Genomic DNA, 12,306 nt, shown 5'->3' with positions numbered 1-12,306 from the left:
ATTCTGATGCGCCCGCATAACCTGGAGTATGAAAATGCTAGACAGCGTCTCATCGGGACAGACCTACGAACCAAATCGCTTGCTTGACGCTTTGATGCAGAAGATGCACTTGAAAAACGACGCTGCCCTGTCCCGTATGCTCGAAGTGGCTGCGCCGGTCATCAGCAAAATTCGCCACCACCATTTGCCGGTCAGCTCCTCGCTCTTGATCCGCATGCATGAGGCTACCGGCCTGACTGTCGGCGACCTGCGCTTCCTGATGGGGGATCGTCGCCGCAAGTATCGCCTGTCGGACGCACAGGGACGGCCAAAGTCAGCAGTTGGTGCGGGCGTCGTCCACCAATAGCCTGCAGGCGAATAATCGACCGGGCCACCGCCGCGCGGGATAGGGCCGGCGGCGGTATCGTGGACGCCGTCCCGCAGCGCGGCTTCTGCTGCGCTTTTGAAAAACGTCGGGGATAACAGGACGCCAATTGTCGGCGCCCTTTACAGCTCAACAATAAAAAGAGCGCTCGCGCTGTGACTAACTAACTGATTGTTCAGTAGTTCGGGGTTTCGGCACGCGATTTGCTTAGGCAATCAATGCACGCCACGCCTGCGTGCCAATGACAACATATTGGAGAGAATGCACATCGCTTGCAGCATGCGCCGTTCGGGCGCGACCATCCTTGCAGCTTTCGCACTCGGCGGCCTGAGTTTGCCCGCTTGCGCCACCACCATCCTGTTTGTCGGCAACAGCTTCACTTACGGCGATCCGGCCGGCGCCCGGCCACCGACTGTCCAAGCCTATCGGCCGGGCACGGTGACCGACCTGAATGGCTCGAACATCGGCGGCGTGCCGGCGCTGTTCAAGGCGATGACGCTGCAGGCGGGCCTGAACTACGACGTGAGCCTGGAGACCCAGCCCGGTTCCGGCCTCGATTTTCACTATAACAACCGGTTCAACACCATCGTCAAACCCTGGGACATCGTGCTGCTCCAGAGTTTCAGTACGCTGGACGCGGCCCGGCCGGGCAATCCCGAGACGCTGATCCGGTATTCGGGCCTGCTCGCCAATGCCTTCCTCGCGCAAAACCCGAACGTCGACGTGCGCCTGACCGCGACATGGTCGCGCGCCGACCTGACCTACCGGAACACGACCAGCCCCTGGTATGGCGCATCGATCTACAAGATGGCCCAGGATGTGCGCGCGGGCTACAACGCGGCCGATGCCGCGTCGAACATCATCGGCGACGTGATTCCGGTGGGTGAGGCCTGGAACCGGGCAATCGCGGGCGGTCTCGCCGACGCCAATCCGTATGACGGCATCGGCGCCGGCCAGATCAATCTGTGGGCGCCCGACGCTTACCATGGCAGCAACTACGGTTATTACCTGGAAGCGCTCACCATCTTCGGTAACGTTACCGGACTCGACCCGCGTTCGCTGGGCGGCACCGACTACACTGCGCGCGACCTCGGCATCACCCCCGAGATCGCACGAGCCCTGCAGGCGTTCGCGGCAGCGCAGCTGGAGGCCGAAGAAGTGCCGGAACCGGGCACGCTGGCCATGTTCGCCACGCTGGCCGGACTGATGGTCGCGGTGCGCCGCCGCCATGCGGGCATGGATGGCGGGAGCCGGCGCAAGGGGCTGATGTCGTTTCCTCGTGATGCAATGCCGGTGCAGGCCGGCATTCACGGCAGGCGCACCATGCAGCACGCGCCTGCGCGACTCTGCCTCTCCTGCCGCGCTCTTATAATGGCGTTCCACCTTCTTGGACCACGACGCCATGACCCAGCCGAACCGCAAACAGGCCGCTCCCTGCGGCACCTGGACTTCCCCGATCAGCGCCGCCCTGGTGGCGGCCGGCGCCACGCCGCTGTCGCAGGTCGCCCTCGACGGGCTTGATGTGCTGTGGCTGGCCGGGCGCGCCAGCGAAGCCGGGCGCACCACGCTGCAGCGCCTGCACAAGGATGCCGATACGGGTGATGTCGCGGAACTCACGCCGGCTCCCTTCAACGTGCGTTCGCGCGTGCACGAATACGGCGGCGGCGCGTATGCGGTCGACAAGGGCACGGTCTGGTTCTCGCATTTCGCGGACAATCACCTCTACCAGGTCGAGGCCGGTGGCGAACCGGTCATGATCACGAAGGAAGAGGCGGTGCGCTATGCCGACTTCGTGCCCGACCGTCCAAGGAATCGCCTGGTCGCGGTGCGCGAAGACCACCTGGCCGGCGAAGCCCATCCGGTTAACACGATCTGCGCGGTCGGTTTCGATGGCAGCGAGACCATCCTGGTCGACGGCAACGATTTTTATGCGGCGCCGCGCCTGTCGCCGGACGGGCGGCGCCTGGCCTGGCTGTGCTGGGACCACCCGCGCATGCCGTGGCAGGGCACCGAGCTGTGGGTGGCCGACGTGCTCGATGACGGCACCCTGGTCGACGGCCGCCTGATCGCCGGCGGCATGGACGAATCGATCTGCCAGCCCGAATGGTCGCCGGGCGGCCTGCTGCACTTCGTGTCCGACCGCAGCGGCTGGTGGAATTTGTACCGCTTCGACGATGGCGTCGTGCATCCGCTGTGCCCGCGCGAAGCGGAATTCGGCGGGCCGCACTGGACCTTCGGCGGTTCGCTCTACGGCTTCCGCTCGGATGAGGAAATCGTCTGCACCTATATCGAGGACGGCGTCAGCCGCCTGGCACGCTTGTCGACCCAGGGCTGCACTCTCACCCCGATCGACACGCCCTACGAGGAAATCCGCGAGCTGCGCGTCTCGTCCCAGACAGTTGCCGTGCTGGCCGGCTCGCCCACGATCGCGCTCGAGCTGGCGCTGATCGACCCGGAGTCGGGACAGCGCAGCGTGCTGGCGCAGTCGAGCGTCGACCTGCCGGACGTTGGCTACCTGTCGGTGCCGCGCAGCATCCGCTACCGCAGCGCCAACGGGCGCACGGCCTATGCTTTCCACTACGCGCCGGCAAACAAGGATGTCGAAGCGCTGCCGGGCGAACTGCCGCCGCTGATCGTGATCGGCCACGGCGGCCCGACCAGCATGGCGGCCAGCACCCTGAAACTCGCCACCCAGTTCTGGACCAGCCGCGGCTTCGCCGTGCTCGACGTGAACTATGGCGGCAGCACCGGTTTCGGGCGTGCCTACCGCGACCTGCTCAAGGGCCAGTGGGGCGTCATCGATGTCGAGGATTGCGTGGCCGGCGCACGGCACCTGGCGGAAACCGGATTGGCCGATCCGCAGCGCCTCCTGATTCGCGGCAGCAGCGCCGGCGGCCTGACCACCCTGTGCGCCCTCACCTTCCACGACGTTTTCAAGGCCGGCGCCAGCTATTACGGCGTGTCCGACCTGGCCGGGCTGGACGCCGATTCGCACAAGTTCGAGTCGCACTACACCGATTACCTGATCGCGCCGAAACCGCAGTCCGAGCAGCTCTACCGCGAACGCTCGCCGATCCACCACACCGATGCGTTAAGCCGCCCGATGATCTTCTTCCAGGGGCTCGACGACAAGGTGGTGCCGCCGCAGCAGTCGGAAACCATGGTCGACGCCCTGCGCGCGCGCAGCGTGCCGGTGGCTTACATCACCCTGGAGGGCGAAGGCCACGGCTTCCGCAAGGCCGACAGCGTCGTGCGCACCCTGGAGGCGGAACTCGCCTTTTACCTGCGCGTGTTCGGTATTCCACTGCCGGCCGGGCTGCCTTCCCTGGACATCGAGAATCTCGCTGCATGACCGAAACGCAGTTGCCCGACACCTTCGCTGCCTGCACGGCGCACCAGAAGCTGATCCTCGGCGTGCTGGCCCTGGCCGGCGAGCCCTTCGGCCGCACGCGCCTGCGGGAACACCTCGAGCCGCTCGGCGAATTCACGTCGGAAGACGCCTTGACGGACGAGCTGGCGCTGTTGCGCGAGCGCGGGCTGGTGGCCGAACTGGCCTCGCGCGGCACGGTCGTCGCGCCAGGGGCGGCCTGGCCGGCGCTCGACTATCTGCTGCGCAGTGGCCGCTTCACCGAGCTGCGCGAAGTCTTCGAGATGGCCAGCCCGCTGCGGCGCGACTGGCAGGGCCATCCCGTGCTGCGCAGCTACCGCCAGGGCCTGTCCCTGCTGCGCATGGCGCTGGCCGGCGGCGACGGCCCGAAGACGGTGGCGCCGCTGCTGGGCGCCTGCCTGCGCTGCCACGAAGCGGCCTACCTGCACCCGCTGGTCGAGATCTGCGCGCGTCCCTTCGAGCCGGGCCTGGTCGAGCGCATCAACCCGGCGCTGCGCGACGACGTGCTGGCGGTCCTGGTCGAGCATGCCCAGCGCGAGCCGCTCGTCGCGCCCGCCATCCGTGCGTATGCCGAAAGCCATGTCGCCCAGGGTGGCGCGGCAATGGCGCTGCGCGTGGCGCTGGCCGAGCACCTGGTCCTGTGCGGGCGCCTGGACGATGCCGAGGCCCTGCTGTTTGACATCGACGATTCGACCGCCCTGTTCTTTCGCAGCGTGCTGCTGCTGCGCGAGCACCTCGACGAAGCGCTGGCCGGCTTCGACGCCGCCCTGAAACTGCTGCGCCGCGAGACCGGCAGGAGAAAAGCCGTCTTCGGCGGCATCGGCGGCCACCTGTATGTCGCCGCCCTGCTGCGCCGCGCCGACCCGAAGCACCAGAAGGCGGCCGAGGGCTATCTCGACAGCGCCACGCGCGCCGTGCAAAGCCACGACACAGCCGTCTACCAGCAACTGTCGATGCTGCGCCAGATCCGCGGCGGCACGGTCGACGCCGACGTGCTGCCCTCGCGTAACTGGGAAACGGCGCTGCAGCCGGTGATGTTCCGCGCCCTGCTGCACTGGTGGCTCGGCATGCCGCAGCTGTCGAGCCAGCGCGCCCGCCTGGAAGAAGCGCTGGTGCAGTCGGAAACGGCCGGTTTCGATTTCCTCAGCGCCCAGGTGGCCGCCCTGCTGGGCCAGATCGGCGCGGCCGGCGCCGTGCAGCACGAGCAGCGCGCCATCGCCCTGCGCCAGCAGCACCGATTTACCGACATGAGCCACTGGTTCGAGCGCGAGCAGCCTTGGGAGCGCCAGCTCAACGCGCTGATCAACCTGCAGCCGGCAGTCACTGTCGAAGTGGTGAAAGAGTCGCGCCTGGTCTGGCTGATCCGCCATGACCCGCACCTGGGCGTGCAGGAAATCGAACCGCGCGAGCAGAAGCGCGATACCCAGGGCGCCTGGAGCCGCGGCCGTCCGGTCGGCCTGAAACGCCTGATCGAAGGCGGCGCCACCCTCGACTTCCTCACCGCCCAGGATTTACTGGTCGTCTCGACCATCGGCGCCGCGCGCCAGTACTACAGCAGCGGCTTGCGCTACGAATTCGACCTCGACAAGGCGCTGGCGGCCCTGATCGGCCACCCCTTGCTGTTCTGGTTCGAGTCGCCCGGCACCCGGGTCGAACTGCTGCCGGGCGAACCGGAGCTGCTGGTGAAAGCGGCGCGCGCGCACGTGACGATCACCCTCAACCCGCCCCTGCGCGAGGGCAGCGGCGACGTCGTCGTCACGCGCGAGACGCCGACCCGCCTGCGCGTGGTGCGCATTCGCGACGAGCACCGCCGCATCGGCGCCATCGTCGGCGAGGCGCTGGTGGTGCCGCTCGAAGCCGAGGTGCGGGTGCTGCAGGCAATCGGCGCGATTTCCTCGATCGTCACCGTGCAGTCAGACATCGGCGCCAGCGCCGCCGACATCGAACGGATCGACGCCGACGCGCGCCTGCACGTGCACCTGCTGCCCTACCAGCAGGGCCTGCGCATGCGCATCCTGGTGCGCCCGCTCCCGAACACCGGCGCCTACTACGCGCCCGGCAGCGGCGCCGAGCGCGTGATCGCCGATTTCAATGGCGTGCGCACCGAAGCGAAGCGCAACCTGAACGCCGAGCGCGAGGCCGAGCGCGCGCTGATCGGCGCCTGCCATGCGCTGGAAGGGGCCGAGCCGGAGCACGACGAATGGCTGCTCGGTTCGCCCATCCAGTGCCTGGAACTGGTGAGCGAATTGCAGGAGTTCGACGCTGCGCAAGTGCTGATCGCCTGGCCCGAGGGCGAGCCTTTCCGCGTCAGCAAGAAGGTGACGGCGAAATCGGTGCGCATGAATATCAAGCGCGACAAGGACTGGTTCGCGGCCAATGGCGAGGTCGTGATCGACGAGGGCCGCGTGATGGACCTGCGCGAGCTGCTCGACAAGGTGCGCGCCGGGGACGGGCGTTTTGTCGCGCTCGGCGACAACCAGTTCATGGCGCTGACGAACGAGCTGCACCGCCGATTGCTCGACGTCGCCGCCTTTACCGACGCCGACGGCGAGGTATTGCGCGTGCACCCGCTGGCCAGCTCGGCGCTGGAAGACCTGGCCTCGTCCGCCGGGCAGGTCGAAGCCGACAGGGCCTGGCGCGCGCACCTCAAAAAAATGGCGGACACGGCGAAATACGAACCGCAGCTGCCGTCCACCCTGCAGGCCGAGCTGCGCGACTACCAGCGCGAGGGTTTCGAGTGGCTGGCGCGCCTGGCGCACTGGGGCGTGGGCGCCTGCCTGGCCGACGACATGGGCCTCGGCAAAACGCTGCAGGCGCTGGCCCTGATCCTGCTGCGCGCGCCGAACGGCCCGACCCTGGTGGTGGCGCCGACCACGGTCTGCACCAACTGGATCGCGGAAAGCGCGCGCTTCGCGCCGACCTTGAACATCGAACTGTTCGGCCCCGGCGACCGCGCCGCGATGCTGGAGCAAGCCGGTCCCTTCGACGTGATCGTTGCCAGTTACGGCCTGCTGCAGCTGGAAGCGCCGCTGTTCGCCAAAAAGCAGTGGCACACCATCGTGATGGACGAGGCCCAGGCGTTTAAAAACGCCATGACGCGGCGCTCGCAGGCGGTGATGGCGCTGCAGGGGGATTTTCGGATGGTGGCCACCGGCACGCCGCTGGAAAACCACCTGGGCGAACTCTGGAACCTGTTCCGCTTCATCAATCCGGGCCTGCTCGGCAGCCCGGACCAGTTCCAGCTGCGCTTTGCCGGCCCCATCGAAAAGGCCCAGGACAAACGTGCCGAAGCGGGCGCCCGGGCCCGCCTGCGGCGCCTGACCCAGCCCTTCATTCTGCGCCGCACGAAAAGCCAGGTGCTGACCGAACTGCCGCCGCGCACCGAGATCGTGCTGCCGGTTGAACTCAGCAAGGAAGAGATGGCCCTGTACGAGTCGCTGCGCCGCGAAGCGCTGGATAAACTGGCCTCGCTGGAGGCGCCGCAGAACCAGAAATCGATCGCGATCCTGGCCGAGATGATGCGGCTGCGGCGCGCCGTCTGCAATCCGGAACTGGTGGCGCCCGGCCTGGGCATCGCCAGCAGCAAGCTGGCCGCTTTTGCCCACCTGGTCGAAGGGCTGCTGGAAAACCGCCACAAGGCGCTGGTGTTCAGCCAGTTCGTGGATCACCTGTCCTTGATTCGCAAGCACCTCGATGCGCGCGGCATCCGCTACCAGTACCTCGATGGCGCGACCTCGATGCAGGAGCGCAAACGGCGGGTCGACGCCTTCCAGGCCGGAGAGGGCGATTTGTTCCTGATCAGCCTGAAGGCGGGCGGGGTCGGCATCAACCTCACCGCCGCCGACTACGTGATCCACATGGACCCGTGGTGGAATCCGGCGGTGGAAGACCAGGCCTCGGACCGCGCGCACCGCATGGGGCAGCTGCGCCCGGTAACGATCTACCGCCTGGTCGCGCGCCACACGATCGAGGAAGGCATCGTCGACCTGCACCGCCACAAGCGCGACCTGGCCGAAAGCCTGCTCGAAGGCGGCGACGTCTCGGCGCGCATGGCGGCAAGCGACATGCTGGCGATGCTGCACCAGGGGCTGGGCGAGTCCTCTGGCGTACGCGTCCGATCCATGTGATGATTCCGCTTTTGTAACGGAACATCTCCATGGACGAACAGAACGCGCCCGCCGCTCCGGCTGCCCAGGTCATCGGCGAAAAGTCGTGGCTGGCCTATGCCGGCGTCGCGGCGCTGGCGGCCATCCTGTTCGGCGTGCTGCTGCCGGCCGCCTTCCTGTGGAACGAGACGGCCGCGCTGGCGGTGCTGATCGTGTCGGCGCTGCTGGTGACCTATGAATTCCTGTATGTACGCAGCGTCCAGCTGTACATGGACGACCTCGGGGTCTGGGTGCACGCCGGCGTGCTGCCCTGGAAAACCGGGATCAAGGGCGTCAAGTGGCGCGACATGGACGAAGCGACTTATTTCAATGGCTTCAAAAGCTGGCTGACACGCTCGTACACGATCCGCGTCGGCCACCGTTTTACGCACCGCAGCGAAATCGTCCTCACGAATATCGCGCGCGGCAAACAAGCCGTCGCCTTGCTCAACGCGCGCCACCAGGCCTTGATCCGCGCGGGTGTGATCGATTGACGGGGCTGGCGAACGTCGAGGAAGCGCTGGTTTTCGTGCGCGAGCACGGCGTGGTGCTCGCGTCGGCGCGCGGCCCGGTGCCGACACTCACCCATGCCATCGTCGGCGCGCCGATCGGCGGCAGCTGGTGGGGCCATCCCGAAGGCAAGCGCATCTTCGCCGTGCTGCAGGCAGTCAGCCTGGACCCGGAGCTGCTCGTGTGCCGGCTGGTCGAGCATAAAATCACGCTGATACACCGGCGCCTGTGGCCGGCCCTGGTCGCCGCCGCGCCCCTGTTCGAGCGCACCGGCCTGGCGCGCGTGACGCAGGTGCACACGGCGCGCGGCCATCATCAAAACCAGGTCGTGCCGTTTCCCGACTGGGTCCCGCCCGAGGTCGCGCAGGCGGCCAGCCTGTTGCAACCCGCCGCGGCCCTGGCCGCACTGGGCTCGGCATTTGCGACACCAGCGAAACCGCGCAAGCCGCGCTAAAAATGCTAATCTGGCGCGCTGCTGCATAGGGCAGAGCCGCGTCGCCCACCCGACTTCACATATTTACGGGCCGAATACATGATCAAAACAAAACTTGCGCTGGCCGCCATCATCGCCAGCCTCGCACTGGCGCCAGCTGCTGCGAAACCGACCAAATCCTCCAAGCCGAAAGCGGCCAAGGTGGTCAAATCCAAAAGTTCCGCCAAGCGCCTGGCCGCGCCCAAGGCCAAAGCCAGGCTCACCAAGGCGGACGCCAAGGCGGGCGTAAAAGGCAAAGGCAAAGCCGTTGCCGCGACTGCCGCCGCCACCGCGGCCGTGGCGGCCAGCGCCGTCGAGGACAACGCGCAGGCGCCGTCGCCGGCACCGGCATCGAACGAAAAGCGCCTCGACCGCCGCGCCGACACGCTCGCCATGCAATACCTCACCGCCTTGTGGCGCGTCGATCCGGAAGGCGCCATCGGCGTCGGCAAGTTCGAAGCGGCCGCCAGTCTGACCATTCCCGACGCGCCGACGCGCGCCAAAAAGCTCGCGTTTGCCAACGAATGGCTGGAAAAACTGCGCAAGCTCGACACCCGCCAGCTGTCGCCGCGCCAGCGTACCGACCTCGCGCTCCTGGTCAACAAGCTGGAGACGGACCGCTGGCGTTTGACGACCCTGCGCGAATTCGAGTGGAACCCGTCGATCTACAACATCGCCCAGCCGCTCGACCTGATCCTGAACACCGAGTACGCCGCCAAGCCGCAGCGCCTGCGCACCATCCTCAAGCGGCTGGCGAACGTGCCGGCGTATTACCAGGCGGCCCAGGCCAGCATCGCCAACCCGACGCGCGAGCACACCCAGCTGGCGATCTCGCAGGCGCCGGGCACGCTGGTGGTGCTGGCCGACCTCGGCCAGGCAGCGCAAGGCTCGATCCTGAATGCCCAGGAAAAGGCGCTGTTCGCGCGCCGCATCGCCAGCGCCGGCAGCGCCGTGCTGGCGTATGTCGACTTCCTGACGAACCTGGAAACGACCCAGGCGCAAAGCGGGACTGCGCGCCCGTTCAAGCTCGGCAAGGCCCTGTACGAACAGAAGTTCGCGCTCGAGATCCAGTCGGCCAGCAGCGCCGAGCAGACCTATCGCAAGGCCCTGACCGCGCGCGAAGAACTTCTCACCCGCATGAACACGATCTCGGACGAGCTCTGGCCGCGCTACATGGCGGGAACGGCGAAACCGCGCGACCGTTTCCAGAAGATCGGCATGCTGATCGATAAGCTCTCAAGCCGCCACGTCGCGCGCGAAAACTTCTTCCCCGAGATCCGCCGCCAGATCCCGCTGCTGCACGACTGGGTGGTCAAGAACGACCTGCTCACGCTCGACCCGGGCAAGCCGCTGGAGGTGCGCGAAACGCCGATGTACCAGCGCGGCGTGGCCGGCGCCAGCATCGACGCCCCGGGCCCTTACCGCCCGAAGGACAAGACCTGGTACAACGTGACGCCGCTCGACGGCTTGTCGAACGAGCAGGCCGAAAGCAGCCTGCGCGAATACAACGAGTGGATCCTGCAGATCCTGAACATCCACGAAGCGATTCCCGGCCACTACGCCCAGCTGGTGCATGCAAACCGCTCGCCTTCGCTGGTCAAATCCCTGTTCGGGAACGGCGCAATGGTCGAGGGCTGGGCCGTGTACGGCGAACGCATGATGCTCGAATCGGGCTATGGCGGGAATGCGCCCGAAATGTGGCTGATGTACTCGAAGTGGAATTTGCGCAGCGTCACCAACACCATCCTCGACTACTCGGTGCACGTGAACGGCATGGGCCGCGAGGAAGCGCTCGACCTGTTGACGCGCCAGGCCTTCCAGACGCGCCAGGAAGCGACCGAAAAATGGCGCCGCGTGCAGCTGTCGTCGGTGCAGCTGACCAGCTACTTCAGCGGCTACGAACAGATCATGGAATTGCGCGAGCAGCGCCGCCAGCAATTGGGCGAGCGCTTCAACCAGAAGCAGTTCCACGACCAGTTCCTCAGCTACGGCAACGCGCCGGTGAAGATGATCGCGGAGCTGATGCGCGACTAAGCAGCGTCGTTGCATGCCAGGCAAACCGGGACCATGTGTCCCGGTTTTTCGTTGTTGAGCTGCGGAAATGGAAATATTTGGTCAATTTGTCAGCTATACGCAACAGCCATGTAAGAAATCCGAAAGTATTGCGGTGGATCATGGGTAAGCTTTGCCGTAACGCACATGCTTCTGAGAAACCGAACACGTGAAAAGCTAGAATTCGCAGCATCGTAAAAAAATGCATGGTGACGTTAGCGTTTTGCAGCAGCTCGTTTTTGTCCTGAAAGACAACGAGAACGGCGTTTCGGAAAACCCCATATTAATCACCGGAGACCATCAATGAAAAAGACTATCCTGGCCATCGCCATGTTATCCCTCGCGCCGCTGGCGGCACAGGCACAGACGAGCGTGACGATCTACGGCGTCGCCGATGCTTCGATCAACAGCGAAGATGCGGACGCGCCTGGCGTCGGCCGCCGCACCGCGATCAGTTCGGGCACCCAGTCCACCAGCCGCATCGGTTTCCGCGGCACTGAGGACCTGGGCAATGGTCTGAAGGCACTCTTCAACATCGAAGCCGGTGTCGCCGTCGACAGCGGCGCCGCCGATGCCGCCGGCCTGTTCCAGCGCCGCGCCGTTGTCGGCCTGCAAGGCAAGTTCGGCACCGTCACCGTCGGCCGCGAGTACAGCCCGGTCGCCATCGTGATCCTGGCCAGCGATCCACTGGGCCACGGCTTCTATGGTTCGAGCCTGGCCGGCTTCGGCGCCAACCGCGCGACCCGCCGTCTGTCGAACTCGGTCAACTACAAGAGCGAGGCCATGAGCGGCTTCTCGGCCCTGGCTGCATACAGCGCGGGCGAGCGCACGCCGAGCGACCCATCCGGCAACCTGGTCGGTGGCGGTCTCGAATACCGCAACGGCCCGGTCTACCTGGGAGCGGCCTATCACCAGGTCGAGCGCCTGACGATCGGCGACGACAAGGAACTGGGCTTCGGCGCGGGTTACACCTTCGGCGCCTTCGAACTGCGCGGCAGCTACATGCGTACCGACCTGATCGGTCCGAACAACGCGTACAAGCACTACATCGTGGGCGGCAACTTCACCGCCGGCCCGAACAAGTTCTTCATCGCCGCACACCAGCAGCGCCAGGACGCAGGCAACGGCCGCGGCAAGGGTTTCACGCTGGCCTACAGCTATAACCTGTCCAAGCGCACCAACCTGTACAGCACCTACGCCCGCGTGAACAACAACGGTACCGGCAACTTCGGCCTGGCCTCGGCAGGCGGCGCCTTCAACCCGCCGGCCACCGCCTTCGGCGCCGATCCGTCGGTGTTCAACGTCGGCGTGCGCCACTCGTTCTAAGCACGCAGCCAGCAGCGGACCGGCCTGCCGGTCCGCTGTGCAAAACCGC

At 66.2% G+C, this 12,306-nt stretch carries 8 protein-coding genes; all 8 read left to right on the top strand.

The window, feature by feature from the left end; translation table 11 throughout:
* The first annotated feature begins 34 nt into the window (after nucleotides 1-34).
* The 8 genes from AC56KZ_RS13755 (at nucleotide 35) to AC56KZ_RS13720 (ending at nucleotide 12,257) form a co-directional block, all read left to right on the top strand.
* Nucleotides 35-346 carry a hypothetical protein gene (locus AC56KZ_RS13755; protein ID WP_497162736.1) on the top strand — a complete coding sequence of 104 codons (312 nt, stop codon included), beginning with the start codon at nucleotides 35-37 and terminating at the stop codon, nucleotides 344-346.
* 279 nt (nucleotides 347-625) lie between these two features.
* Nucleotides 626-1,885: a PEP-CTERM sorting domain-containing protein gene (locus AC56KZ_RS13750; protein ID WP_497162735.1), complete on the top strand. Its 1,260-nt coding sequence runs from the start codon at nucleotides 626-628 to the stop codon at nucleotides 1,883-1,885.
* Nucleotides 1,767-3,716, top strand: a complete 1,950-nt coding sequence (locus tag AC56KZ_RS13745; protein ID WP_497162734.1) for a dipeptidyl-peptidase 5 — start codon at nucleotides 1,767-1,769, stop codon at nucleotides 3,714-3,716. The genes AC56KZ_RS13750 and AC56KZ_RS13745 overlap by 119 nt, the downstream gene beginning before the upstream one ends.
* The gene (locus AC56KZ_RS13740; protein WP_497162733.1) at nucleotides 3,713-7,879 is read left to right on the top strand and encodes an SNF2-related protein; all 4,167 of its coding nucleotides are present in this window, start codon (nucleotides 3,713-3,715) and stop codon (nucleotides 7,877-7,879) included. Before AC56KZ_RS13745 ends, AC56KZ_RS13740 begins: the two co-directional genes overlap by 4 nt.
* 29 nt (nucleotides 7,880-7,908) lie before the next feature.
* Nucleotides 7,909-8,391: a hypothetical protein gene (locus AC56KZ_RS13735; protein ID WP_497162732.1), complete on the top strand. Its 483-nt coding sequence runs from the start codon at nucleotides 7,909-7,911 to the stop codon at nucleotides 8,389-8,391.
* Nucleotides 8,388-8,861 (top strand): hypothetical protein, encoded by a 474-nt coding sequence (locus tag AC56KZ_RS13730; RefSeq protein ID WP_497162731.1) that lies wholly within the window; start codon nucleotides 8,388-8,390, stop codon nucleotides 8,859-8,861. The genes AC56KZ_RS13735 and AC56KZ_RS13730 overlap by 4 nt, the downstream gene beginning before the upstream one ends.
* Before the next feature lie 78 nt (nucleotides 8,862-8,939).
* Nucleotides 8,940-10,913, top strand: a complete 1,974-nt coding sequence (locus AC56KZ_RS13725; protein ID WP_497162730.1) for a DUF885 domain-containing protein — start codon at nucleotides 8,940-8,942, stop codon at nucleotides 10,911-10,913.
* A gap of 321 nt (nucleotides 10,914-11,234) precedes the next feature.
* A complete protein-coding gene (locus AC56KZ_RS13720; RefSeq protein ID WP_497162729.1) occupies nucleotides 11,235-12,257 on the top strand; it encodes a porin in 1,023 nt (340 codons plus the stop codon).
* Nucleotides 12,258-12,306 lie beyond the last annotated feature (49 nt).

This window comes from Telluria sp. LT2P34 (genome assembly GCF_059685915.1).
The sequence above is the reverse complement of the archived record's forward strand: the minus strand, read 5'-3'. Positions and strand labels throughout refer to the sequence as shown.

Excerpts from the sequence above, each read along its gene's own strand:
- AC56KZ_RS13755 (WP_497162736.1), top strand. The coding sequence starts at position 35 with ATGCTAGACAGCGTCTCATCGGGACAGACCTACGAACCAAATCGCTTG.
- AC56KZ_RS13750 (WP_497162735.1), top strand. The coding sequence starts at position 626 with ATGCACATCGCTTGCAGCATGCGCCGTTCGGGCGCGACCATCCTTGCA.
- AC56KZ_RS13745 (WP_497162734.1), top strand. The coding sequence starts at position 1,767 with ATGACCCAGCCGAACCGCAAACAGGCCGCTCCCTGCGGCACCTGGACT.
- AC56KZ_RS13740 (WP_497162733.1), top strand. The coding sequence starts at position 3,713 with ATGACCGAAACGCAGTTGCCCGACACCTTCGCTGCCTGCACGGCGCAC.
- AC56KZ_RS13735 (WP_497162732.1), top strand. The coding sequence starts at position 7,909 with ATGGACGAACAGAACGCGCCCGCCGCTCCGGCTGCCCAGGTCATCGGC.
- AC56KZ_RS13725 (WP_497162730.1), top strand. The coding sequence starts at position 8,940 with ATGATCAAAACAAAACTTGCGCTGGCCGCCATCATCGCCAGCCTCGCA.
- AC56KZ_RS13720 (WP_497162729.1), top strand. The coding sequence starts at position 11,235 with ATGAAAAAGACTATCCTGGCCATCGCCATGTTATCCCTCGCGCCGCTG.